Genomic DNA, 26,613 nt, shown 5'->3' with positions numbered 1-26,613 from the left:
TATGAATAATAGAACCAAATTAAAGGCTCTATTTGGCATGATCATTATTTGCTTGTTTTTGTCTGCTTCCTTAGGAGCTGCTGCAAGCGGAAATGCAGTTTCGAATGAGCAAAAAAGGGAGGGCCACTGTATTCAAGTGTTGGATAAAGGAAAATGGGCTCCTGACACCTATAAGTCTATTCAAAACCTAATTGATAAGCATGGTGCTGGAAGTACAGCATACGATCCAAAACGAAAACCTTATGTTGTTTTTGATTGGGATCATACGAGCATCATGAATGATACGGAGGAGGCCCTCTTTCTTTATCAAATTGATCACTTGGCATATAACATGCAACCGGAAGAGTTTTATGAAGTGATCAAAAAGAACGTGCCGAATGGACCCTTTTCACACGAGTTTAAAAACCTTCAGGGAGATGCAGTCACTCTCAAGCAAATCGCCGAGGATCTGAAACGCGATTACGAATTTCTTTATTCCAACTATAATGGGATGAATGGAAAAGAGCGGTTAGAAACGCTACATTCAACTGATCGATTTAAAGATTTTAAAGCGAAAATGTACTTTCTGTATGAAGCCATTGGGGAAACATACGGTGTTGAAATCGGATATCCATGGGTGCTTTATTTATTTGCGAACATGTCGACTGAAGAAGTTCAGCAGCTTGCAGAGGCTTCAAATGATTATAACTTAGGGGCGGGAATGGCATCGGTGACGCTTATAAGTCCTGGGTCCATGTTAGGAAAAGCCGGTACAGTTGAAGTTACCTATACAACAGGACTGCGTCTGGCCTCGGAAATCGCAAACTTAATGCATACTTTTATGGAGAATGGGATTGACGTTTATGTTATTTCGGCTTCGATGGAAGAGGTGGTGGAGGTATTTTCGTCAAATCCAAAATACGGCTACAACCTTCCAAAGGAAAATGTCTTTGGGATGAGATTAAAAAAGAAGGAAGGAATTACTCAAGCAGAATATGAAGACAATTGGCCGATCACTGCTCGAGAAGGTAAGGTGGAAGTGATCGAACACGCCATCTCCAAAAAGCGGGGCGGATACGGTCCGATATTCGTAGCTGGAGACAGCAGTACAGATTATGAAATGCTGACAATTAAGAGTTTGAAACTAGGTTTAATTATCAACCGCCTCAAAACAGGTGATATCGGCAAGCTTTCGAAAACAGCTGCAGAACGTATGGGCAAAAACAACCCGAAATATGTTCTCCAAGGAAGAAATGAGAATACAGGCTTATGGATACCGACTGAATACACGATCAAGCTTGGGTCAAATGAAGAAAAATTGTTGGCGAATTAAAAAGATTCGTCCCAGCAGATTCAGTCAAAGTTATATGAGATCTACGTCCCAACCAGCCTAATCATGTTTCTACAAGCAGGGGCAAACAGTTTAGTTGACGGGGTTTATCCCCACGAGCAGGTACGTTTTGCCCCGGCTACCGTTATAATAAACCCATATAAAAAATGGTCAACCAGAAATATTTTCTGGCTGACCTTATACGAACGGGTGTGTTAGCTGATTAAGGAACAATTAAAAATGTAAACGGGATTAATAATTTATTCTTATAACTTTATAGTAATTCAGTATTTTACTGAATCGCGAATAGGTGATACAGTTTTTTTATATTTACAAATATTTTTAAAAGGAGGTTATATATGGAATATATAGAAACGATTTTTAAAAGCTATTTCTTCTTTCTCTTACAATAGTCAAATGAGAAAGGAATGATCTATTTATTGACATATTGTGTGATGAGGCTATTAATCTTTCGTTCAGGGAGGACAACCTATGAAAAGGTTTTTTGCTTTTCAAGTTTTAATTGCATTGTTTATTGGAGCACTTATCGGACATTTTTTTCCTGAACTTGGCCAATCCTTAAGACCAATTGGCGACGCTTTTATTCATCTTATTAAAATGATTGTTGTGCCTATTGTTTTCACTACCATTGTCATTGGGTCATCGGGCGACGGAAACATGAAAAAAATGGGTTCATTAGGACTTAAAACAATTATTTGGTTTGAATTTATTACCACTTTGATTCTAGGTATAGGTCTTTTACTTGTTAATATTCTAAAGCCTGGTGCTGGGCTTAATTTGTCCCACCTCGCTCAAAAGGATATCACACAATTAAATGAAAGCGTTACCAAAGTTGTCGATTTTAAAACGATGCTTGTTAACATCATTCCAAGCAACATTGTTGATGCGATGGCAAAAAGTGATTTATTAGCTGTTATATTCTTCGCTATTTTATTTGGTGCAGCTGCTGGAGCAATTGGCAAAAAGTCAGAGCCGGCAATGAAGTTTATGGAATCAGTTGCAAATATCATGTTTAAACTGACACAAATGGTCATGGTAACCGCTCCGATTGGTGTACTCTCACTCATGGCAGCCTCTGTAGGTCAATATGGTATTGCCCTTTTAATCCCTATGGCAAAGTTGATTGGGGTTGTGTATCTTGGGCTTGCGATTGTTATTTTCGTTCTGTTTCCAATAATTGCTTGGTTCTTGAAGATTTCTTACTTTAAAGTGTTTCGAATGGTATGGGATTTGTTCCTTATCGCTTTTTCTACAACAAGTACGGAAACCATTCTGCCTCAGTTAATGGATCGAATGGAAGGATACGGTTGTTCGAAACGTGTTGTTTCATTCGTTATTCCTTCTGGGCTATCACTGAATTGTGATGGTTCGACATTGTACCTTTCTGTTTGCTCTATTTTCCTAGCACAAGCATATGGCATCCCGATGGATTTTGGCCAACAGTTGATTGTAATGGGGGTTCTCGTTGCAACCTCAAAAGGAATTGCTGCTGTTCCATCCGGTTCGCTAGTTGTCCTTTTAGCTACCGCCTCAGCAGTAGGGCTTCCTGCAGAAGGCGTCGCAATTATAGCAGGCATTGACCGTGTGCTGGATATGGCACGTACAGCTTGTAATACTCCTGGACATGTTCTCGCTTGTATTGTGGTTTCGAAGTGGGAAAAAGAGTTCCGTCAGGAAGAATGGAAAGCTCAAACCGAACAGTCAAGCATTCGGCAGGTACCACCAACATTTTGATGATACGTTAAGCAGTATCATTACATCAGAAGAATTGGGAAAAGCAATGATACAAGTAGCAACCACTGGATATTCTCGCCCCATTGTTGAAAGTCATGAGTTAAAACTAATGATGGGGTCTGACACATATTATGATTAGTCATCTTGAAGACTTTTTTTGAATTGTATGGCTGTTGGGTGGGTGAAGAAACTGAGAAGCGAGAAGGTGAGATAACTTTGAGAATCAATGGCTTTGACATTGATCAGGAAAAACGTTTGTGAAAGTTGAGTAATAAGAGTTTTCCTTCACTAACACTGCGTTAGTTTAAATCGAAGCTGCCTTTAAGGCAGCTTTTTCTTTATGCAACTATCGGGGCAGATTACCGTTTTTGTTCATTATGACTAACCATTTTGATAGATTCAGCCAGTAATGAATTCCCACGATGGCGGTGTCTAAACGGTTTATTCGTTTAAGTTCTTTGATCGAACTTAGAATTTTAGTAAACCCCTCATCGTTATTTTCAAAGTGTAGAGGATGACCGACCAAATTCCTCGATAGTTAACAGCTCAAGCAACATGAAATTGTTGTGCAATATCAATTCCTACAACAAGATGATTCTCTGTTCAACAATAGGACCATATTCTTGAATATCATTCTGTTATAATATGGTTTATTGAACCTAAAAAAACTTAGGAGTGACAGTAAGAAATGCTTAGAGTAGATGCAGCGTATGCATTTATATAAGGAAGATGAACACAAAATCCTGATGGTTAATAACAAAGGTGGGACTTGGTCTCTTCCTGTTGGTGCCGTGGAACAAGGGGAAATTTTGGAACAGGCAGTTATTCGTGAGACTAAGGAAGAAACAGTTTAACAATTGAAGTTGAAGAGGTTCCAGCTGTTAATGAAGCAATTTTTAAGGAAAAGGACCATCATGCATTATTTATAACATTTAAAGCAAAAATCGTAGATGGTGAAATTTCAATTCAAGATAAAGATGAAATTTCAGAAATAGTATGGGTAGACATACCAAAGGCTAATGAATGGATGCCTTATCATCCTAATGGTGTAGAAAGTTTACTTAAATCCTCGTCTCCTTATATATTTCAAGCTTAAAATCTAACCTCGTTTCTTCTTCAACGAAAGGGCGTCTTTCTTTAATAATAAGGCGTCTTTTTGAATTGGGCCAGTTGAAGTGGGAAAATAAGAAACAATAATAGAAGTAATTTTGTAATACATAATTGGGGGAACTTTGTATGAAAAAAAAGATTTATATTGTGAGACATTGTGAAGCACAAGGGCAACCTTCGGAGTCACAACTAACTGATAAAGGATATAAACAAGCGATATATTTATCTGAATTTTTCTCCAATCCTAAAATTGACCGAATCATATCAAGTCCTTTCTTACGTGCAATTCAGTCAGTAGAACCAATAAGTGAGGAAACAAACATAAAAATAGAGATTGATGAACGTTTATCAGAACGCACACTTAGTACAACGGATTTACCTGACTGGCTTGAAAAACTTAAAGCAACATTCGATGATTTGGAGTTGAAATTTGAAGGAGGAGAGTCGAGTAAAGAAGCTATGAACCGAATAGTAAACGTTGTAGATGAAGTTTTTAAAAGTGAAACTGAAAACACAATAATCGTTACTCACGGAAATTTAATGTCTCTACTGCTAAAGAATTATGATAACAGCTTTGATTTTGATTGTTGGAAGAATCTTAGTAATCCTGATGTGTTTCTATTAAGTTATACAAACAATGAAGTAAATATGGAACGTTTATGGCGAGAAGAACCGATAAAAAATATTAAATAGGCAATTTATCTTGTTCAATTATAGGGCGCGATTCTTTAAGAAAAACTAACAAAGTCGATTCCTTAATGTAAAGGAAATCGACTTTTTATGTTGGAATTCTTTTAGCGTATAAAATTTCGGAAATGGGCTTTATAGTTTGCTTGACCGTTTTTTGTAAACGTAATACTTTTTTGTTGATATTCTAATAATCAAAAAGCAGGAACAATTTTTAATTCTTAGGCATCACCTGATTTATCCTGCTTCTTTTCAACAGTCGTTAACTCAGGATTTTCCCCTTCTCCTTTATCTTCATCAGATACTAATCCCTTGGTTGCACCCTTGAATTCAGTTAAAGTACGTCCAAAGGCTCTACCGATTTCCGGCAGCTTTTTAGGTCCAAAAATAATCAAGGCAATGACAAGTATTAAAATTAAACCTGGTATACCTATACTTTGAAACATAATACTTCCCCCAAGTAATTAAATTTTGTAATTCCTTTTAGATCATTTTTAGAATAACTTCAGTAAAAAAAATCGTTTGAATCCATATTCTTATTAAGTTTTTTTAAGCCCTGATTTATTTTGATTACCGTTGAAATGTTTGGTCGATAGTTCGGATCGCTACATAATTTGGAAATTGTACCTCTACTTATATTTGATGCTCTTTCTAACTCTAATTCATTTAGGTCTTTTTGTTTATCCACCCATCTACCAAAATTACTTCTTTTTTTCCCAAGTCTCATTACCAATTACGCTCTTTTTAATTAGTTTTAGCAGCGTTGGTTAATTTTTAATTCAACAATGTTGAATAGCTCTACCAAGTTCGGGAATTGTTTATGGGTCCAAACAAGATTAAGGCATCCCTTAAAATTTCACAAAAAATGCAGTAAAGTACATGATTAATAGTCCAATCGCGAAACCAGAAAGGTTTAACCATGAAACAGATGCTTCATTATGTTTTCTATGATCTTCAATGAGCATTTTTGTTATTACATAAATTACTTGAAGAATGGCCCCTGCTCCAATACCAAGGAATAAAGCTCCCCAAATTGGTGAGAAGATGAATCCGCCCACCCATGTACCCGCAATGGCGGGTGCACCTGCGATAACTCCAAGTAATAGAAAGTCTCTAAAACGAGGTGTGGCCTTTAATAAAGGAGCAGCGATTCCAATCCCTTCCGTGATGTTGTGAAGGGTAAACCCTACGATTAAAAAGGTTCCTAAAGCAGCTTCACCTAGTGCAAAGGAAGAACCAATTGCCAAACCTTCTCCAAAGTTATGAAGGCCAATTCCGGTAGCCATTAAAAAAGCCAGACCAAAAGGGGAATATCCTTTCCTTTCTTGTTTTCTTTGTTGATACTGATCAAAGCCGATCAATAATAAAAAGGTTAAGGAAGCCCCAATTATGACAACCATATTCCCCTGAAAGACAGAAGGTGCTTCTGCACCAATTTCAAATCCATCAGCCAGAGTCCCGACAAATAAGAATAAAAGGAGCCCAACGGTAAGCGCAAGAATCCCATTTATAGATTTTCGTGAGAAACGTTTCATAAATGGATACCATAACAACCCCAATGTGATCGGGACAATTCCAACGTAAAATCCGATTAAGCCGTAATTAAGAAAGTTGCTCCAGTTGGTTTCTGGAGTGAGTGTGGCAGCTGCAACTTCACCTTCCGTGATAATGCCATTCTCTGTGATTAACTTAATGGTATGTGGATCACCTTCCACCCATGGGTAAGAGATGGTCACCTTTCCCTCATCAAATCGTTCAAGTTTTGCTTGTGGAGAGACATTATAATTCCACACCGAATCATTAACCATCACTTGAGAAATCGTTAAGGGTTTAGGTCCGGTATTACTAACAGATAATTCAAAACCGGTTTTAGTTACCTTGATGCGTTCAATGTTCAAGACTTCTATCGGTGCTGCAGGGTCTTTTTCTACACCTGCTCCATTCATTAGCACCCATCCTAGCACCCCTATAAGTAATACTAACGGTATTAAAACAGTAATTAGCCATTTTCCCTTCATAATTATCCCTCCTTTTTTATTCGACCTCAAAGAATCCCATCCAGCCTAACTCAGCAAATTCACTTACATGGGCATGGAACATATATGTTCCCTTGTAAGGAAATCGAACTTCAATAATTCCACGTTCTCCCTGACATTGCATGATGGTATCAGTGAACTGAGAGGGGTTATCGTTTCTCCCGGTTGGATAATACGTAAAGTAATTCGCATGCAAGTGAAACGAATTTAATAAGTCGAATTCTGTTAAATTACTTAGATAGATCCTTACGAGTTGATCTTTTTTGATTTTAATAGGGTGATTCATAAATGCGAAGGCATAGCCATTCACCGTATAAAACTCGTTTTCGCCGTCTAAATCCAAATCAAATCCATTCATAACCATGTTTAACTCTAATGCCGGCTCTCTTGGCTTCTTTGGATCAATAATAAAATTACCGTATAGGCCTTTATGAATATGGCGGGCTAGGGGGAGCACATGGCAATGATAAATTTGTAATCCGTAAGGCTTCGCTTCAAATTCGTACGTGAATTTCTGTCCAGGATAAATAGAAGTTAAACCGTCCATCTCTGGAGGATGAATTCCGTGAAAATGAATAGAGTGGGGATGGCTGCCCTGATTAATAAAGTGAAACCGCAATAAGTCCCCCTCGGTACAACGAAAAGAAGGTCCTGGAATTGTTCCATTATAAGTCCAGCCTGGAAATTTAATTCCTTTGGCAATTTCGATTTCCTTATCAATTGCCACGACTTCATATTCCCGGAGTGTTTGACCGTTGGGCAGCTTGGTAACGTTTCCATAATCAAACTCAGTAAGGAGCCGTTCTGCCATTTTATAACCCGTGGTTTTTGTTTTATCACTCATATTTGCATGATTGGAATGATTGCCATTCTTGTGAGACGAATTATTGGATGCCTGAGCCATAGTTGGAAATTGTGCCATTTTATTTAAGTAATAAGATCCAGCTACTCCAAACGCACCTGCAGTCCCCATCTTTAAAATATCTCTGCGGGAAACCTTTTTCTCACCAGTCATTACTTGACCCCCTCCTAAAAAGTTTCCTTAAGTAAACTTTTTGTTGTATTAGCTATACTTTAAGGTAGATACAAGTTTTATGTCAACTCTTTTTTTCAGAATACCTCGTATACGATGATAAGCAAGTATGGATCTGGAAAGGTGGATGAACTAAGATCCATCCGGACGGTTACAGACGATATATTGCTGCAAAAAGGGTGGAATGGATCTAGCCTATTGTTTATGAGAACTAAACTTTACATCAACAAAAAAGAAAAGAGAGGATTTGTGCATCAATAATTGGTTGCTTCGGCAACCTTTATAAATAAAAGAACCCATTTTGGTCAATCTTTTTTCAAAATGGATTATGGTCCATAACTGTGTTGTAATCCAATTAGGTTATTGTTGTTTCTTTTCTAATATCTGCTTAATGGAGATCCAATTTATTAGCTTTTTTATTAATATCAATAATTTTAAATTCTACATCAAAACAGTGAAAAGTTAGGGAGGGCATTTGTAACATCAAACTTGTTACTTTTATTTATACTCCGATTCCAAAAACTGTGGTGGCCATCCATTAGCAATTATTATCTGCCTATATTTTTAGAAGGTTTTTATCAACTGACTGATAACCTCACTCTTCACCGAAGTTAAGCAATCATTTCATGCTTTCTACTATCAGTCCGGTAAAAACGAAGTCATATCTAGCCGATTATGATAATTAAGGTATAATGATAGGGGAAAGATATTTTGTAACGGATTAGGTGAAGATGATCATGAAGCTAATCATTGCGGAGAAACCAGATCAAGGTTCAACGCTAGCGGCTCAATTTAAAACGAAAAAACAGCAAGGCTATATAGAAATCATGCCGAATGAACTTTTCCCCGATGGAGCTTATGTAACTTGGGCCGTCGGACATTTATGTCAACTTGTTTCGCCGGAAACCTATCATTCAAAATGGAAAAAATGGTCGATGGAAACGTTGCCGATGATTCCTGAGAAATTTGAATATGAAGTGACCCGGCAAAAGGCAAAGCAATTCAATGTTGTGAAGACTTTGCTTAGGAAAACGGAAGTCGATGAAATCATTCATGCAGGTGATGCCGGGCGTGAAGGAGAATTGATTGTACGCAACATCGTTAACTTATGCAATGTCAATAAACCGATGAAACGTTTATGGATATCCTCTTTGACCCCGAAAGCGATTTATGAGGGATTTCAAAATCTGAAGAGCGAAGAAAAAACCAGGCCGCTTTATTATGAAGCGTATACGAGAGCTTGTGCAGACTGGGTTGTGGGAATGAATGCGTCGAGAGCGTATAGTATTTTATTGAAACAAAGGGGTGTTTCGGATGTGTTTTCAGCTGGAAGGGTTCAATTGTATCCGTAAAATATTTGGGTGTAATCACAATTCCGTTGGTACATATAGCTTGTACGAAATTCACCCGTTTTTTATTGGGTGAAATTAATATATATTTAAGAGATTAAGACTTTTTAACGTAAATTTCTTGGATATAATAGATAAAATAAGTACTTTAGAACTGGTGGGTCATATAAAAAGATAGGGAGCGACCATTGCCAATATCAAGTCTTGATTTCTTTAATCTGGGGCTAAAGAAGAGTACTAATAAAAGTTAGAAGAAATAGTAAAATACAAAAAGATGTATAGAGATAATAAAGTCGTTTGAAATTACTGTTTAAAAAGTCAGAGCCATACTACGTTTTAATGTAGTATGGCTCATTTAAAATTGATTTCATTTCATTTCATTCAGGTTGTTTCAATAATAAAGTTGATTAATTCCATAGACGAATATTTAATATTCGCCCTGTTATCATGTAATAATATAGGTACCTTAATTATTTAATTTTGTCGAGAATTCATCTAATCTATTTGCTTCTAGTTCTTCAATCATATTTTCCCATGGCCATTCGATACTTCTATGTTTTCTGTAAAAGAAGAGTTGGCGATTAACAACAATAATTTCTTTAGTTCCGTCATTATAGGAAAGTACAAGTCCACGGTTATCCTCATCGACTTGTAATTCTTCATTTTTTTTTAATACAGTCTCTAAATTAGGTTTAATAATCCTTGGTTGCCTTCTATGAGCAATTTCATAAATAGAGTCAATATGAATACCTTTATCTAAATTAATTGGAAAAATCTTTCACTATTTTTGAAGTATCGAATTTAATTTATAAAAATCTTCGTCTTTGAAATACGCAAAAACCTTTTGCCATTAAACCTTTTTTTTACTAAACAGGATAGAGTTAGTATAGTTTCATGGACACATTTTAGTTAAGTACTTACAATGATTTTTGAGAGGATGTGTTCGTCTTGGAACGTAAGAATACAGGGAAGAATTATAAAAGACCATTATCGTCTTTAACACTCGGGTAATTTAGTAAGAGAATTAAGTGGCGAATATGGGAATTGAGAAGAATGAGCAACCCAGAGAAAATGCGTCCAAAGGCAAGCATAAGATCCAAGAGGGATGTCGTAAAGTGATTTTCCAAAATGACAGGGATGATGATATCATTTTGCCTTCCATTTCAAAAGGGATTCTGGCAAGGTCGCAGGTTCAGTTGCATCCGTGAATTATTTGGGGGTAATTACAATTTCGTTGGTATATATAGCTTGTACGAAATTCAACCGTTTTTTATTGGGTAAATATAATAGTATATTATGAGATTTGAAAGTGTTTAGTCCCAAAGGTCTTCATAATTTTAATATTAATGACAAGTGTTCAATGGCCTCTTTTGTTGCTTGATACCTATTTGATTCTTGAAGAATTTCTGTTGTTATAAAAACCTTTATAACTGTTTCAATGTACGAAGGATATTTTGAAAGCTTTACCAGGAGCCTTTCGGTTAATATTGGCTATATGAATATTGATATTTTTTTACTATAGTTATTTACTGTGGGAGAGGTAAGGGGGGATAAATCCAATTTAGCTTTACTAAATAAAAAAACGATTACTAAAACTGTTTATATGAACAGGCTAGAAATCGTTATTAATTTCCCTTATGCTATTTATTTTCATTTAAATTTAAATCTAAATCTTCTATAAAATTGACAAATGCTCTCACTAAATTTAACTCTAAGGATTGTTGATGATAATACATCCAGGTTCGACGTAAAATAGGCTCTCCTTTTGAATCTGTTAAATCAATTTTATGTAATCCTTCTATCCCATCGAGTATTAGACTAGGTAAAATACCATAACCTAATCCATTTATCACCATTTCTTTACAAGTATCCACTTGATCGACTGCAATACTTATTAATGGTTCTTGTGTATAATTCTTTGTCCACCAATTATCAACTACAGATTTTAATACATAGTCAGTTTTATACTCAATTCTTGGCATATTAGGAAGATTGTTCACATAAATAGCTTCTTTCGAAGCTATACACATTGTTTCTTCAAATAATAAGTGTTTCTGCTCTTTCCAATTATATTCTCCTCGAACAAATCCAATATGAACATCTTGATTATAGATAGCTTTATAAACCTGACTGCTCCAGCCAGTCATTACTTTGATCTCTACACGAGGATACTGTTCTTGGAATAATTTTAAAATAAAAGGAAGTTTATATTTAGTGAAAAAGTTAGAAACTCCTAGCCTTAGTGTACCTGTATACTCATTACTCATGCTGCTTAAATTATCTTTTACTTTTAGATAATACTTAAGAGATTCCTCAGCACAAGCAGCAAGGTACTCGCCTTGAGGAGTAAAATGGACACCTCTTCTACCACGATTGAATAATTTCACACCAAGTTCTTCCTCTATTTGTTTCAATCTTTTTGTAAGAGCTGGTTGAGAAATAAACAAAACCTGGGCTGCTTTCGTAATATTCTTTTGATGATAAAGAACTTTTATCATTTCCCAGTCTCTATAATCCATATCTATGTCTTATCCTTCCCTTGATATAGAAATCTCTAATAATCAATTATAGTAATTCTATTTAATGACTTTTTTATATTAATATACGATGCATTACTTAAAGATTATTTTGGAATAAGTTAATCTTCGTCAAACGGGGTTAGTTGTAGAAGAGACAAAAAAATGATCAAACTTTTTAATAAAAGAATGATGCAAAGAATATATTAAGAGCTTGGTTAAATCAATTTTTTTCGAAACACGCTCTTTTTTTATCCGTTTTTAGAGGGTGTTAATATCGATTTGATCAACCTATACCTAAAGCAACTATAAGTAAATCCCGGACTTTACAAAAATTGTACATTTGAAAAGATCCGGGAAGTGTTAATCATGATATTAATTTAAAACAGTTTGATTGATTCTTTCCGAAATAGCCTCTGCAAATTCAGAAGTAGAGGCATTACCACCTAAGTCTTTTGTTTTTATACCGTCTTTAAGTGATTGATAAAGACCTTGTTTCACTAATTTACCAATTTCTTTAATCTTTCCATCATTATGTCTTTCGGCAAGCCATTCCATTAACATTACTGTTGAAAGCATAATACCTGTTGGATTTCCTATATTAAGACCTGCAATATCTGGGGCAGAACCATGTGCTGCCTGAGCCATAGCCAGATTTTCGTTTGAGTTGATAGAAGGTGCTAACCCTAGGCTTCCTACAAGTTCACCTGCTAAATCAGAAAGAATATCTCCGAACATATTTTCTGTTACGATTATGTCGAAGTCTTTAGCCCGACGGACTAAGTGAGCAGCCATTGCGTCGATATGATAGTCATCTACTGTAACATCAGGATATTGTTCGGCTACTTCACGGCACACCTTTAAAAATAAGCCTGTACTTAATCGGAGAACATTAGCTTTATGAACAATTGTTACTTTTTTACGGCGCTTCATGGCCATCTTAAAAGCTGAATGAGCAATTCGTTCTACGGCTTTCCTTGTAAACACACCCGATGTGACAACTACATCCTCCGTAATTTGCCACTCTCCATGACCTGCAAACATGTTTCGGTCTGCGTAAAACCCTTCCGTGTTTTCGCGGAAAATAATCAAATCAGTTTCTCCCACAACGCTCGAAATGCCTGGCATAGTTTTAGCTGGACGAATATTTGCAAATAAATCAAGGGTATGGCGAAGTGCTCCACTTGGATTAAGTTTCACTTTATGCTCAGGTGGGTAGGCAGCAGAATCATGTGGACCAAGTATCCATCCATGAGTGTTTTCCAACTCATTTGTAGTTACCTTTGGAAGAGGGTCATTGTGCTGTTTAATTCCTTCCCATCCCATAGGTAAGTCAATCCATTCAATTTCAACTCCAACCTTATATGCAGCAGTTTTAAATACTTCCACTGTAGCGCTTACAATTTCGGGACCAATTCCATCACCAGCTAGTACACCAAGACGATAAACAGTCATTTCTTAACATTCCTCTCTCTTATAAAGTATGGTAATAATCTAAGAGTTCTTAGAAGTGCATGAACTTTATAGTATTAATGTAATATAAACTTAGGAATTAATAAAATATTTTTTTTTTATATTTTTAGATTGAATTTTTCTATTTCTTAATTATTAAAATGACTTTTATTCACTATGAGTGTTAATATCTCCTTGTTGTATAGTTATTACCTAAGTGGCATGAAGTATTATATATCTTATCCTTTTATAGTCAGATGATAGTTTTCTTTTTATAAGAAGTATCTGGTTCATTTTTTCAGTCCTATATTAAAAATGAACCTATAAGCAAAAAATATGCGTAACTCAAAAAAACATTATACTAGTCATTCATCCCGACCTAAAATGACTAGTATGATGTATGAAATTTCCGATCAGACAGGCATCAAGAATATGGTCGTTAAGCTTTATGCGCATTAATATTAAGCATCTTGGAATAAAATGTTCAATATTTTTTTTGAAACACGTGTGTTCCTTTAAATAAAGTAAAGGTAGAAGAGGAGTAGATAGCTTTGCAATCTATAAATTAATATATGATTGGAACTTCTTATAAATTTAACAACAAAAATCTCTCGAGATATTAGTTTTCAGAGTAATTTCGATGATATTCCTGAATAAAATGGACGAACTCTTTTACCATTCCTAACTCGAGTAGTTCTTCTCGATATAAGATGCGTGTTTTCCATACGATTGGAGAGCCAGATGTATCACTAAGGAAAATTTTGTGTAACTTATCGTTTTTCTCTAATACAATACTGGGTGCTATACAATAACCTAATCCGTTAAGAACCATTCTTTTGGCTATTTCGACATTATCAACATTCATATTGCTGATTGGAGGTTTAGAAAAATTATCTTTCCACCAGTTGTCTATGACCATTTCCAAGGTAGGATCAGTTTTATAACTAATTCTTCGCATGGAGGGAAGGTCTGTTAAGTCAATTTCTTTGGATGAGAGTATTGTTATGTTTTCTTCTGAAAACGTTATATTGTTACTTGGCCAATTGTGCTCACCTCGCACTATACCAATATGTGCATCCTGTTTATAAATGGATTGAACTACGTCTATGTTTACACCTGTATTAACATGAAATTCAACTTTAGGGAATTTCTCATTAAAAGCTTTTAGAATTTGTGGTAGTCGATAAAAAGCAAATGTTCTTGAAACACTTAACCGTAAAGTTCCACGTACTTCATTTCCAGAATTCCACAGCAATTCTACAATGTCCTGCTGCTGTTTAAGCATATCTTCGGCATATGCAACTAATAATTCCCCCTGTTCTGTAAAAACAACACCTCTTCTTCCTCTATAAAAAAGTTTAATGTCAAATTCCTTTTCAATTTGTTGTAAGCGGTACGTTAAGGTAGGTTGAGAAATATATAGGAGCTCAGCTGCCTTTGTAATATTTTTTTCAGCGTAAACTTTCTTCAAAATAAGCCAGTCTTTTTTATCCATGAGGAAATCCCTTCCTTTGAAATAGAAAATATCTATTGAAAATTATAGAAAATCAATATTTTATTTATTTCTATAATTATAATACATTTATTTTACACCAATGATAGCTTTTATTTTATTTTCAAATGGTTTTCAAAAAAGCTCAAAGTCTTTATTTTATTGAAAAACATTTGGAAGCGAATTCAATATTAAATCAGGAGGTAGTAAATTGTCACGTCAAGATTATAGAATTGGGCTTATCCATGCGACGATGAACTCAGTTCAGCCAATTTTAGATGCTTTTCAAGTTCATGCACCACAAGTTACACTGGTGAATTTTATGGATGAAAGTCTTATTTTTGAATTAAATGAAACAGGAATTGTTACAAAAGGTATGGCTCGACGTTTATTGAACTTAGTAGAAAAAGCTGTGATGAGTGGTGTGGATGGTATCCTACTAACTTGTTCATCATTTACTCCAGTAGTTGCAGAAATTAGCCACTTATTTGACTTACCAATGTTAAGTGCAGATTTAAGTATGTTGGAAAAAGCAGTGGGAATGGGTACTCGGATTGGTGTCATTGCTACAGTAGAAGCAGCTGGCCCCACAACAACGACAATACTGAAAAAAATCTCCTCAAAAAGACAGAAGGATGTCTCGATTAAAACGGTTATTATCCCAGAAGCATTCAAGGCATTACAAAATGGGGATCGTACGAAACATGATGAGTTAATCCATCGGAAGGTACAAGAGCTAACTATTGATTGTGATGTCATTCTTTTTGCACAATTTAGTATGGCAAGAGCATTGGAAACAATTGATATTACGACAACAGATAAACCTATATTAACAAGTCCTGAAATTAGCGTAAAATCGATTATCGAAGAAATATCAAAAAGGGAGATAGTTTATGATAAATGTTGAATTAATGAAAGTTACTTCACTTGTGAATGGTAAAGCAGTTACACAAACAGAAGAAAAAACCATGGAAGTGATCAGTCCATTTAATAGAGAAGTAGTCGGAAAAGTAAATTTAGCTTCACAAGAAGATGCCGAAAGAGCAATCGAATCAGCACATCGAGTGTTTCATGAGACGATGAAGACAATGCCGGCTTATCGTCGAGCGGACATTCTTCGTAAAACAGCTGACTTGTTAGAAGAAAGAACAGAAGAATTTGCAAGAATTCTTGGCTTAGAAGCAGGGAAACCAATTCGTGATGGGAGAGGAGAAGTAGGACGTGCAGTACAAGTCCTCCGTTTCGCGGCAGATGAGGCGAAAAAAATTGAAGGAGAGCTCGTGCCTATGGATGCAGCGATTGGTGGAGAAAATCGAATCGGTATGGTTCGCCGTCATCCAATTGGTGTTATATCAGCCATAACACCTTTTAATTTTCCGTTAAATCTTGCTTTGCATAAATTAGCTCCTGCGTTTGCTGCAGGGAATACAGTCGTCTTAAAACCAGCAAGTAAAACACCACTTTCGGCATATATGCTCGTTAACCTTTTTGAAGAAGCAGGACTGCCCGAAGGGGCTTTAAATTTGGTAATTGGAAACGGTTCCGAAGTAGGGGATATTTTAGTGACAGACTCACGTATAAGCAAAGTAACATTTACAGGAAGTCCGTCTGTAGGAATTGATTTACGCAAGAAAGCTGGATTGAAAAAAGTGACATTAGAGCTTGGATCAAATTCTCCGAACATTATTTTCAATGATGGGGATGTGAATGCGGCAGTAGTAGGATTAGTGCGTGGAGCATTTGCTTTTTCTGGTCAGGTTTGTATTTCTGCACAACGGATTTATGTACAAAAAGGTGTATATCAAGACTTCTTAGATCAATATGTTTCGTTAGTAGAGAAATTGGTAATCGGGAATCCGATGGAAGAAAGCACAGATATTGGCCCTATGATTAGTGAAAAGGAAGCGATACGAGCTCACGATTGGATCACTGAAGCAGTAAAAGCTGGAGCAAGGCTTGCTACAGGTGGTAATCGGGAAGGGACATTGCTTGAGCCAACCGTCCTTGTCGATGTTTCTCGAGACATGAAAGTGGTATGTGAAGAGACGTTTGCACCGATTGTTTCTGTTATTCCATTTGATACAGAAGAGGAAGTTATTGCAATGGCTAATGATTCAGTGTTCGGATTGCAAGCAGGTGTATTCACAACAGATATTAACCGCGCTATGAGAGTTGCTGACGGGCTAGAAACAGGAGGCGTATGGATTAATGAGACTTCTACATATCGCCAGGATAACTATCCATACGGAGGCGTGAAATTAAGTGGTGTAGGAAAAGAAGGCGTCAAGTATGCTATCGAAGATATGACTGAGATTAAATTTGTAGGAATTAAATTAGGCTAAGGAGGAAATATCGTGAGTATTACTTATTTTCGCACAGCGGATACGTTGATTACAGGAACGGGATCTATTGCACAAATTGGAGAACAAGCTAAAAAGTTGAATGCAACTAAAGTTATTATCGTGACAGATAAGATTATTCGCCAAACGGGATTATTGTCCAAAGTGACGGAGCCATTGGCGGCCCTAGGCTTTAAAGCAGATATTATTGATGATGTGGTTCCGGAGCCTCCTTTTGAAAACTTAGAACAGATGGTTACTCAAATGGAAGGAAAAGGATATGATTTGCTGGTTGGAGTTGGAGGAGGAAGTGCCCTTGATATTACCAAAGTCCTTTCCGTGATGCTAACGAACAAGGGGAATGTTCGTGACATGGTCGGGATTGAAAAAATAGAAAACCCTGGAGTGCCTACGATTCTAGTTCCGACAACTTCCGGTACAGGGTCGGAAGTTACCTATAATGCTATTTTTACAGATACCCGTGACATGGTGAAAAAGGGAATCGTCAGTCCTTATTTACTTCCTAAGGTAGCTATCGTTGATGCAGAGCTAACCTTAACGCTACCACCTGCCGTTACGGCAGCGACGGGGATGGACGCGCTTGTTCACGCTGTTGAATCCTACACGGCCATTCGCGCAGACGAATTAACAGATGGCATTGCCTTGCAAGCGATTAAGCTCATTTCCCGATCTCTCCGAAAAGCCGTGTATAACGGAAAGGATTTAAAAGCACGTGAAGACATGGCAATGGGAAGCTTACTTGCTGGTATTTCTCTCGGGAATGCAGGGGTTGGAGCGGTTCATGCCCTCGCTTATCCTCTTGGTGGGAAATTTAAAGTCCCGCATGGTGTGGCCAATTCTCTCTTGTTGCCATTTGTCATGAAATATAATGCGGTCGCTGATTTGGAGAAATTTGCGGAAGTGGCAGTAGCGATGGGAGAAAATGTGGAAGGGTTATCTCTTCGTGAAGCTGCGGATCGTGCTGTTCAGGCACTGGCTCAATTATCTGAGGATGTAGGCATTCCTGCAAGTCTAAAGGATGTAGGAGTAACTCCATCTGATATTCCTGCACTTGCTGAAGAAGCAAGTAAAGTAGATCGTTTGCTAAATAATAATCCAAGATGGTTGACAGTAAAAGAAATTCAAAAAATTTATGAAGAGGCTTACGGTTCAGTAGAGTCACTATCTCTTGTTACCACTATCTAATCTTACACGGTATCTCAGACATGTTATCCATTTTTCAGGGTGGGTAAGCGGGGGGAAAAAAATGAATTATTTTTCTGAACTAAAAGGGAAGAAAGTTCTAGTAGTCGGTGGGAGTAAAGGGATTGGCAAAGATATTTCTCTTGCTTTCGCTAGACTGGGATCGGATGTTGTAATTACAGGTAGGAACGAAGAGGATCTCAGTAAAACGACGGAAGAATTACGAGAGCTTAATCCTAATTGTTTCTATCTAACAGCTGATATACAATACGTTAACGAAATAAATAACATGATTGACTCTGCAGTATCTCGTCTGGGCCGGATTGATGTAATTATCAATAATGCTGGCATTAACATTCCTAAACCGGCATTAGAAGTGACGGAAGAGGATTGGGATCGTGTGTTGGATACGAACTTAAAAGGAACCTTTTTCTGTTCTCAACGGGCGGGTAAGCATATGATTGAACAACGTACGGCAGGTAAAATCATTAATATCGTTTCGCAGATGGCTTTTGTAGGCTATATCAAACGTGCAGCCTATTGTTCAAGTAAAGGTGGGGCCGTACAGTTGACTAAGGCATTGGCGATAGAATGGGCTGAACACCAAATTAAGGTAAATGCAGTTGCGCCGACCTTTATTGAAACAGAATTTACTAAAACGATGTTTAATGATAAAGGCTTTTACCAGGATGTATTAAGTCGTATTCCCTTGGGAACATTGGCCAAACCGGATGATGTAACAGGTGCTGTACTATTTTTAGCTTCTGATATGGCCAATTTTATTACAGGGGAAACAATCCGTGTAGATGGTGGATGGACAGCTATATAGTTTGAAAAGAGTAGCTCTTTCTTAAAGTATCTTATTAGCACCTCCTTAGAAACATTTTTTAAGGAGGTGTGTTCTCCAATAAATATAGAGTTCTAAATATGTGAGCTGATATTCTAATGTGAACCCTGCAATGTAAAATACCTGCAAGTAAAATGCCAAAAATTGCTCATCACCAAGTGTTAATCAAGAGGTAAAATATCAACTATCCATATTTTGTCATTAAATAAACGCTTTTCTCTCGTGTTTACAGAAAGGTTAAAGTTGGACAATAAAGAAAGCGCTTAATGAATGCGCTTACATAAAGCGCATGCTAAAACTATTATTGAATAATTTATTATCCAAATGAGCAAGTAGAAAATCGATTAGGTAAATTGACATACAATTTAATAATAACTTCGTATATTAGCTCTTTGTTCTTTATGAAGACTACAATTTCAATAGTGATATAAATCAAATACATTAAAAGTGAGGTAAATAATGTTATCTATATTAGGATTTGCTACTATTATACTTTTCATGTTTTTAGTTATGACCAATCGTATGTCTGCTTTTGTAGCTATTATTGTATCTCCAATTATATTTGCCATATTAGGAGGATATGGTATGGAGTTAGGTCCTATGATGTTAGAAGGGATCAAGCTTGTAGCACCTACAGCTATACTTCTATTGTTCGCTGTTTTATATTTTGGCATTATGATGAATGCAGGTTTATTTGACCCAGTTTCTAGAAAAATATTACAAATAGCTAAAGGTGATCCTGTGAAAATTGTGATAGGGACAGCCATTTTAGCATTATTAGTGGCTTTGGATGGAGATGGAACCACTAGTTACATGATTATTTGTTCGGCCTTGTTGCCGATTTATAAAAAAATAGGTATCAATCCTTTAGTATTGGCTACGATAGCAGTAATGTCACTAGGGACCATTTCTGGCATGACACCATGGGGAGGAGCTGCTACAAGGGCTATCAGTGTCTTAGGACTTGATGCTACAGAATATTTTAAACCAATAATTCCTGCCATTCTATGCGGTTCAGCCTGGATTATTCTGACCGCGTATGTAATGGGAAGAATGGAGAGAAAAAGAATTGGTATTATAAAAATTGAAAAAACCATACAAGAAATGAAAACTAATCAAGAAATGGCAGCTAGTATTGCTGAAGATCAACCTGTGACTTCTAAGTTAGTTTGGTTTAACTTCCTACTAACACTCACTCTTATGGTGGCACTTATACTAGGATTAGCACCACTACCTGTGCTGTTTATGGTAGGTTTTGTAATAGCCCTTTCAGTCAACCATCCTAATCTTGCTGAACAAAAAAGCGTAATTAAAGAAAATGCTAGTCATGCTGTACCTGTAGTCATGTTGGTTTTAGGTGCTGGGGTTTTTACAGGTATCTTATCTGAAACAAAAATGGTGAATTCAATGGCTTCAGATCTTCTCACAATTGTTCCTGATTCATTAGGTCCATTCTTCACCATTATTGTTGCATTAATCAGCTTGCCATTAAGTTTCTTAATGTCAAATGACGCGTTCTTCTTTGGTGCTTTGCCTGTTCTTGCCCATTCAGCTTCCGAATATGGGATTAGTCCTATGGAAATAGCGAGGGCTGGAGTAATTGGTCAACCACTCCATTCTATGGGGCCAACATCTGCTCCATTATGGGTGTTACTAGAGCTTGTAAGAAGAGATTTAGGACAATTCCAACGTTACGCTCTTGTCCCGGTTACTATATTGTCACTAATGTTCATTGTGTTTGCCTTGATTACAGGGGCTATTTCAATCGCTTGGTAATTTGGTCTTTCATGTGGTTTAAGCATTAGGGTAAAAAATACATTTTATGATTTGCTATAGCTGTGTAATTCAAGGTAATGATTTTTTAAAGAGTGCTATGGAAAATATTAACGAAATTTAATTTTATCTAAAGTGATGATAAGATAACCAAAAAGCCAAGAGCTTGCTTAAGCCTTGGCTTTTTGGTATGTTTCCAGCCTTTCATGTCATAATAGCGGGGAAAATCTATCTTGAATAATAACCCACTCAGGACTCAGAAGAATAGAAGTCTATACCTGAAGGTGTACAGTGCATAAGATAAGTTAGGTGTCGTAAATATGTCGAAAAACGAGAAGTGAGGCCTTGTTTATTACTTGTTAGAAGAATTAGATATAAATGAATCTAAATACTTTCTTATAGCTTCAGGGTTGCCGGAAATATTTGCTTCCCGTTCTTGATCCCTTTTTAATTTATCCATAGCGATACGTAAAATCTCTTTTTCTGAATGCTGTGGTATAACCACGACGCCATCAGCATCTCCGACGATGATATCACTTGGATGAACAGAAGCACCACCGCAAGAAATTGGTATATTGATTTCTCCTACACCAGCTTTTCCACTGGCTGCAACGGTTGTTCCTCTACAAAAAACAGGGAAATTTAAATCTTTAATACCTACACAATCTCGAATAGTTCCATCAACTACTAATGCACCTACGCCAAGTGTTTGTGCCATACCCACAACAAAATCTCCGGCAATTCCACGATATTCATTTCCTTTAGAATCTACCACTATAACATCTCCTGGTTTTGCTGCTCTAATTGCTTTTAAAACCGAGAGATTATCACCTACGGGGATTTTTACAGGTAATGCCCTTCCTGCAAACTTATATTTCTCTTTCAAAGGTTTGATAGCAGGGTGAAAATTGTTAAGCCCTTCCATAGCATCAGAAATACAAGTAGTTGGAATATCTTTAAATTGGTTAACGGTAGTATCCATTAGTGTTTCCTCCTATTTAAATTTTTTAGTGGAATTTAAGGGGTAAAGAATATTTATACAACCTTAACAGGAAGATTGTTTTTCCAAAAGACATGAGACATGGCTTTTTTTGCTTCTTCCTCATCTTTTCCATGAATTTCAAGTTGAAATGTTTTAGAGCTAATTACAGTATAGGTTAAACCAAGGATACTTTTAGCATCTATAGTTTTATCGTCTGTTTTAATGACAATGCTTGCTTGAAATTTGTTTGCTGTTTCATTAATTTCTACCACTACTTTAGCTAAGGATTTGTTTAGTCCCATGTTTCACAATCCATCCCCTGAATTTTTTATTGTACACTACACCAATCATTAAACCTTTAGTTTTCATTCATATGACTGAATTGTAATATACTAACAATAGTATATAACGCAAAAGAGTCATTATAAAAATAGTAAAATGAAATGATTTCTCATTAAAAATTTCTATAACTCATGTCACTATACAATCTATCCAGATAAAAGTTCATTTAAGAATCTCATTTATATAATGATTGAATAGAATTTGCAGTTTGTTCTGTTTTTATAGTGAATAACGTTTCTTCTTCCACGGTATAACAAGAGAAAGATAGTTCCTTTTTAACAAACTACCTAAATATTTGGATTTTTTCCGCGATGAACGATTTCATAATAAGGATATCTTTTTTGAACGTAAATACTGTCTTGTTTTAATTATAGAAAAAATTGATGATGTTTTATGGAAAAATAATATTTTATTAATTTCAAGAATTATTATAAATTAAATATATAGATCAACGATTTTCAAGGTTGTTTCAATTCTTTTTGAAAATGTTAGTTAAATTTAAAAGAAAAATGGAGTCTACCAACTTGGTGAAATATAAATGGTTCGTTCGTTGGTAATTTTTGATGCAGACCACGCAGGAAAACAATTGAATGAATCGGGCCAGTAAGCTTCATATAGGAAACTTGTGTGATTTAAAAGGTAATGCACCAACAATTGAATTTAGTTAGATTATCAACCTTTAAAAACTAAGTGAATTAATTAATGCATTTGGATGGCATTAAAACTATAGGGGGTTTTAATTTGGGTGAAAAGCAGCAACTTATTAATGCAGGGCATTACCTCATTTCAAATCAACTAGCATGGGGAACATCGGGTAATATAAGTGCCCGTATTGATTCTAATCGAATGATTATTACTGCTTCCGGAACATATATGGCTAATCTGGGTCAGGATGATTTTGTCGATTGCCAGATTGATACGGGACAGATCGAGGGAACACGAAAAGCTTCTAAAGAAACTCCGATGCATTTAGGTATTTACCGGCAGCGTAAAGATGCAAAAGCAATTCTTCATTCTTCTCCATTTTACACAACTTTGTTTTCTTGTAGTAATGAGCCTATTCTCTCTGAGTTATTTGTAGAAACAATGTACTATCTAGAAGATATCGCCTATGTAGATTATTATCATCCTGGCTCACAGGAATTAGCTGAAGCAATAACAGAACAAGCACCAAATGCGAATATTATTATAATGCGAAATCATGGAGTTGTTGTATTCGACGATTCGGTATTGGAAGCCCAAATGAGATTAGAAACATTAGAAATGGCTTGTCGAATGATCTTAAAAGCTAAAGAATCTGGTGTTCAGCTTAAAATGATTCCAGATAAAACTGTCCAAAGTTTTCTAGAAGATTCTCATTACAAGACAAGAAAAAAATTAATTGAAAGCCTTCGTTTATAATTTAAGAAACAGGAGATGAAATTGATTTCGAATAGGAGTTATACATGCAACTTGAATTAAGAGAGTAATGAATTATGCTTCCATTGCTCCAGAAACGATTTTTTAGATTAAGGGTTGATACAAGAGCTATTACGTCGATATTATCCACACTGGCATAGAAGTACAATGCAGGATAGAAAAGAGGAATAGATGTGAGAAAAGTAATAGGAGTTGTGGCTGATGATACAACAGGTGCAAATGACATAGGACTTATGTTTAGTAAAGGGGAATATTCAGCAAAAGTTCAGACGTTTGATGAAGAGATGAATGTAGAAGCAGATTCTGATGTCATTATTATTGATACGGATAGTCGACTAGATCCACATGATTTAGGTTATCAAAAAGTATACAAAGCTACTAAAAAACTCCAAGAAATAGGATGTTCTTTATTTTTTAACAAAACATGTTCGGTTTTTCGAGGGAATATTGGTAAGGAATTCGACGCTATGCTAGATGCACTTGGTGAAGAATTTGCTGTTATCTGTTTGGCGTTTCCGAAAAATGGTAGGCAAACAGTCGGAGGAGTCCATACTGTGTATGGCAACCTTTTAGAGAAGTCAGAGTTTGCCAATGACCCTGTACATCCTATGCTTGAATCTAACACTGTTTCGATTTTACAGAAACAAACATCCAGGAAAGTAACATCTGTTGACTTGAAAATAGTAAGACAAGGCGCAACAGCTCTACGAGCAGCAATTGAAGAAGTACGGAAGAATTACAATTATTGTATTATTGATAGTGAAACGCAATCAGATTTAACCATAGTGGCTGAGGCAATTCATGATTATAAAGTTTTATGCGGAAGTTCTGCCATAGCTGAGGAATTACCAAAGTTTTCATATCGAACTCCAGTAGAAAGTCCAGTAAAGAACTTAGACATCAATGACAAACACGGAGTACTTGTGATTTCCGGTAGCTTAACTCCCCAGACAAGAGCACAGACAGCACATCTTATTTCTACCGGAGTTCCATGCATGGTCCTTGACTCCAGAAAAGTCTTTTCATCTGTTGAATGCGATGAAGAAATTAGAAGGCTGGTCATCGAAGCTCAAATTCTACTAAAACAAGGGAAAGATGTTTTGATCATGGCTGATAATAGAGCGGAAATTGTTTTACAAACTAAGGTGATAGGCCAGGAAAAGAAAATTGATCCTCTATTAATAAGTAAAATGGTCTCAGCAGCACTAGCTGTTATTACAGAGCGTATAGTAGATGAAACTGGTTTAAAGAGATTAGTAGTAGCAGGCGGCGATACATCAGGAACAGTTACTCGTAAATTGGGTATAAAGGGAAATTATGTATTAGAAGAAATTGAAACTGGATTACCTTCTGGATTGGCGTTAGGTCGCCATATGTTAATTGTCTTAAAATCAGGCAGCTTTGGTAAAACTGAATTTCTTTCTCATGCTATTAATCATTTGAAAAGTCTCTCAGAATAAGGCAGGATAGAGAAGGGGTTAAAATGGCCCTCTTCCCTATAAACGACACAATCATATAATTGTATGAAAAAGGATGCGTATTATGCCGATTAATTCTTTTGAAAACTATCCGATGAGCTGGAAGCCATCCATTGATAAAACTGAAAAGCCAATTTATCAAGCACTCGCAGTGCAATTGGAACAAGATATTTTAAACGGAGTTTTATTACCAGGAACAAAACTTCCTCCACAGCGAGAAATGGCCGATTATTTAGATTTAAATTTGAGTACCATTTCAAAAGCGTTTAAAGTGTGTGAGTTAAAGGGCTTGTTAAGTGCAACTGTTGGAAGTGGCACATTTGTATCGTATGATGCGTTATCGAATGCGTATTTACTTGAAGATACAAAGCCGAAGCATTTAATTGAAATGGGAGCAACACTACCAGATAATGCTTCATACGAGCCACTACTACTCCAACTGAAAAGTATGCTGCAAGAGACAAATTATGAAAAATGGTTTGGTTATGGTCGAGCTGGTGAAAGCCTTTGGCAAAAGGATGCAGCCATAAAGCTAATCCGAAGAGGTGGTTTTGAAACAACAGTTGATCACATTTTATTTGCAAATGGGGGGCAAAATGCGATTGCTGCCACACTGGCGAGTCTTTGTAAGCCTGGAGATCGCATTGGTGTTGAGCATCATACTTACCCTGGCTTAAAAACTGTTGCAGCGATGCTAAGTGTGCAAATAGTACCGATAAAATCAGAGAACTATGAAATGAGTCCAACTGCCTTTGAATATGCTTGTAAAAATGACAATATTAAAGGCATTTACTTGATCCCAGATTATCATAACCCGACAGCTTCCTTTATGTCTGTTGAGAATCGAAAAATGATTGCTGCAATTGCCAAAAAGTATAAACAGTTCGTTATTGAAGATGCATCGTACCATCTTCTCAACAAAAAACCACTTCCAGCAGTCGCATCATTTGCCCCAGAACAGGTCATCTATATTGCAAGTTTATCTAAATCGTTAGCACCAGGGTTACGACTAGCCTATGTAGCAGTGCCGAGTCAATTTAAGGAGCCAATTTCAAAGGCACTTTATAATTTAAATATTACAGTTTCCCAATTACTAGCAGAGCTGACAGCACGTACGATTGTATCAAATCAATTTGAACTTTTAATTGAGGGTCATCGGGAACAAGCGATTCGAAGAAACCAAGTCGTTAATCGATATTTGTCAGACTATACATGTTTAGGTGGTGAAACAGGCACCTTTCGTTGGCTGCTATTACCAGGCAAGATTACAGGTGTTGAATTTGAAACGTTAGCGGCACAGCATGGGGTACAAGTGTATGCAGCTGAACGTTTTGTAGTTGGAAATAGTTCTCCAGAGCGGGCAGTAAGGGTGTCTGTCTGTGCAACAGAAACGCTGGAAGAGCTTGAGCAAGGATTGAAGACCCTTCAACGTTTACTAAACGATCATACTTAATATTGTTTGCCATACAATTATCGTATTGTATGGTTTTT

General features: G+C 36.4%; 21 protein-coding genes and 3 pseudogenes. 14 read left to right on the top strand and 10 right to left on the bottom strand.

The annotated features are described in order from the left end of the window. Position 1: 1 nt before the first annotated feature. Positions 2-1,312: an HAD family hydrolase gene (locus tag OTG27_RS04195; RefSeq protein ID WP_268936309.1), complete on the top strand. Its 1,311-nt coding sequence runs from the start codon at positions 2-4 to the stop codon at positions 1,310-1,312. Between the two features lie 489 nt (positions 1,313-1,801). Then, positions 1,802-3,064, top strand: a complete 1,263-nt coding sequence (locus OTG27_RS04190; RefSeq protein WP_268936308.1) for a dicarboxylate/amino acid:cation symporter — start codon at positions 1,802-1,804, stop codon at positions 3,062-3,064. Positions 3,065-3,446: 382 nt separating this feature from the next. Here the strand turns inward: OTG27_RS04190 and OTG27_RS26820 are convergent. Next, positions 3,447-3,667 (bottom strand): annotated as a pseudogene (locus OTG27_RS26820) (IS110 family RNA-guided transposase); the annotation flags it as partial. An 85-nt stretch (positions 3,668-3,752) separates the two neighbouring features. Here OTG27_RS26820 and OTG27_RS26635 point away from each other — a divergent pair. Together OTG27_RS26635 and OTG27_RS04175 are read left to right on the top strand one after the other, a co-directional pair. After that, positions 3,753-4,160 (top strand): annotated as a pseudogene (locus OTG27_RS26635) (NUDIX hydrolase). Positions 4,161-4,300: 140 nt separating this feature from the next. After that, on the top strand, positions 4,301-4,867 hold the full coding sequence (locus OTG27_RS04175) for a histidine phosphatase family protein (RefSeq protein WP_063575853.1): 567 nt from the start codon (positions 4,301-4,303) through the stop codon (positions 4,865-4,867). 215 nt (positions 4,868-5,082) lie between these two features. Here OTG27_RS04175 and tatA read toward each other — a convergent pair whose 3' ends face one another. The 4 genes from tatA to OTG27_RS04155 form a co-directional block, all read right to left on the bottom strand. Next, positions 5,083-5,307 carry a twin-arginine translocase TatA/TatE family subunit gene (gene tatA, locus OTG27_RS04170; RefSeq protein ID WP_034307658.1) on the bottom strand — a complete coding sequence of 75 codons (225 nt, stop codon included), beginning with the start codon at positions 5,305-5,307 and terminating at the stop codon, positions 5,083-5,085. 59 nt (positions 5,308-5,366) lie between these two features. Continuing rightward, a complete protein-coding gene (locus OTG27_RS04165; protein ID WP_268936306.1) occupies positions 5,367-5,588 on the bottom strand; it encodes a helix-turn-helix domain-containing protein in 222 nt (73 codons plus the stop codon). Positions 5,589-5,709: 121 nt separating this feature from the next. Then, positions 5,710-6,879 carry a ZIP family metal transporter gene (locus OTG27_RS04160; protein WP_268936305.1) on the bottom strand — a complete coding sequence of 390 codons (1,170 nt, stop codon included), beginning with the start codon at positions 6,877-6,879 and terminating at the stop codon, positions 5,710-5,712. Positions 6,880-6,895: 16 nt separating this feature from the next. Further along, positions 6,896-7,912, bottom strand: coding sequence for a multicopper oxidase domain-containing protein (locus tag OTG27_RS04155; protein WP_268936304.1), 1,017 nt, complete (start codon positions 7,910-7,912; stop codon positions 6,896-6,898). A gap of 755 nt (positions 7,913-8,667) precedes the next feature. On the opposite strand from OTG27_RS04155, the pseudogene OTG27_RS04150 reads away from it, so the two are divergent. Continuing rightward, positions 8,668-9,270, top strand: a pseudogene (locus OTG27_RS04150) (toprim domain-containing protein); the annotation flags it as partial. Between the two features lie 1,046 nt (positions 9,271-10,316). After that, entirely contained in the window at positions 10,317-10,487 is a 171-nt protein-coding gene (locus tag OTG27_RS04145) for a hypothetical protein (protein WP_268936303.1), read from the top strand. 432 nt (positions 10,488-10,919) lie between these two features. On the opposite strand, the gene OTG27_RS04140 is transcribed toward OTG27_RS04145, so the two are convergent. From OTG27_RS04140 to OTG27_RS04130, 3 genes are all read right to left on the bottom strand, one after another. Continuing rightward, on the bottom strand, positions 10,920-11,798 hold the full coding sequence (locus tag OTG27_RS04140; protein ID WP_268936302.1) for a LysR family transcriptional regulator: 879 nt from the start codon (positions 11,796-11,798) through the stop codon (positions 10,920-10,922). A gap of 372 nt (positions 11,799-12,170) precedes the next feature. Continuing rightward, positions 12,171-13,250 (bottom strand): isocitrate/isopropylmalate dehydrogenase family protein, encoded by a 1,080-nt coding sequence (locus tag OTG27_RS04135; RefSeq protein WP_268936301.1) that lies wholly within the window; start codon positions 13,248-13,250, stop codon positions 12,171-12,173. A gap of 616 nt (positions 13,251-13,866) precedes the next feature. After that, a complete protein-coding gene (locus OTG27_RS04130; protein ID WP_268936300.1) occupies positions 13,867-14,742 on the bottom strand; it encodes a LysR family transcriptional regulator in 876 nt (291 codons plus the stop codon). 208 nt (positions 14,743-14,950) lie between these two features. Here OTG27_RS04130 and OTG27_RS04125 point away from each other — a divergent pair, with 208 nt between their 5' ends. The 5 genes from OTG27_RS04125 (at position 14,951) to OTG27_RS04105 (ending at position 20,904) form a co-directional block, all read left to right on the top strand. Further along, positions 14,951-15,646, top strand: a complete 696-nt coding sequence (locus OTG27_RS04125) for an aspartate/glutamate racemase family protein (protein ID WP_268936299.1) — start codon at positions 14,951-14,953, stop codon at positions 15,644-15,646. Beyond that, positions 15,633-17,081 (top strand): aldehyde dehydrogenase family protein, encoded by a 1,449-nt coding sequence (locus OTG27_RS04120; protein ID WP_268936298.1) that lies wholly within the window; start codon positions 15,633-15,635, stop codon positions 17,079-17,081. Before OTG27_RS04125 ends, OTG27_RS04120 begins: the two co-directional genes overlap by 14 nt. A 12-nt stretch (positions 17,082-17,093) precedes the next feature. Continuing rightward, on the top strand, positions 17,094-18,284 hold the full coding sequence (locus tag OTG27_RS04115) for an iron-containing alcohol dehydrogenase (RefSeq protein ID WP_268936297.1): 1,191 nt from the start codon (positions 17,094-17,096) through the stop codon (positions 18,282-18,284). A 61-nt stretch (positions 18,285-18,345) separates the two neighbouring features. Then, a complete protein-coding gene (locus OTG27_RS04110; protein ID WP_268936296.1) occupies positions 18,346-19,110 on the top strand; it encodes an SDR family NAD(P)-dependent oxidoreductase in 765 nt (254 codons plus the stop codon). A gap of 477 nt (positions 19,111-19,587) precedes the next feature. Further along, positions 19,588-20,904, top strand: coding sequence for a CitMHS family transporter (locus tag OTG27_RS04105; protein ID WP_268936295.1), 1,317 nt, complete (start codon positions 19,588-19,590; stop codon positions 20,902-20,904). A 349-nt stretch (positions 20,905-21,253) separates the two neighbouring features. On the opposite strand, the gene OTG27_RS04100 is transcribed toward OTG27_RS04105, so the two are convergent. Both OTG27_RS04100 and OTG27_RS04095 read right to left on the bottom strand, forming a co-directional pair. Next, positions 21,254-21,883 carry an RraA family protein gene (locus OTG27_RS04100; protein WP_268936294.1) on the bottom strand — a complete coding sequence of 210 codons (630 nt, stop codon included), beginning with the start codon at positions 21,881-21,883 and terminating at the stop codon, positions 21,254-21,256. 53 nt (positions 21,884-21,936) lie between these two features. Next, complete coding sequence (locus OTG27_RS04095) at positions 21,937-22,185, bottom strand: HPr family phosphocarrier protein (RefSeq protein ID WP_268936293.1); 249 nt, start codon at positions 22,183-22,185, stop codon at positions 21,937-21,939. Positions 22,186-22,966: 781 nt separating this feature from the next. Here OTG27_RS04095 and OTG27_RS04090 point away from each other — a divergent pair. The 3 genes from OTG27_RS04090 (at position 22,967) to OTG27_RS04080 (ending at position 26,575) form a co-directional block, all read left to right on the top strand. Beyond that, entirely contained in the window at positions 22,967-23,626 is a 660-nt protein-coding gene (locus OTG27_RS04090; RefSeq protein WP_268936292.1) for a class II aldolase/adducin family protein, read from the top strand. 191 nt (positions 23,627-23,817) lie between these two features. Next, positions 23,818-25,104, top strand: coding sequence for a four-carbon acid sugar kinase family protein (locus OTG27_RS04085; RefSeq protein ID WP_268936291.1), 1,287 nt, complete (start codon positions 23,818-23,820; stop codon positions 25,102-25,104). Positions 25,105-25,186: 82 nt separating this feature from the next. Then, positions 25,187-26,575 (top strand): aminotransferase-like domain-containing protein, encoded by a 1,389-nt coding sequence (locus OTG27_RS04080; RefSeq protein WP_268936290.1) that lies wholly within the window; start codon positions 25,187-25,189, stop codon positions 26,573-26,575. The last annotated feature ends 38 nt before the right edge of the window (positions 26,576-26,613 follow it).

Source organism: Peribacillus sp. AS_2 (genome assembly GCF_026891895.1).
Taxonomy (GTDB): domain Bacteria; phylum Bacillota; class Bacilli; order Bacillales; family DSM-1321; genus Peribacillus; species Peribacillus frigoritolerans.
The sequence above is the reverse complement of the archived record's forward strand: the minus strand, read 5'-3'. Positions and strand labels throughout refer to the sequence as shown.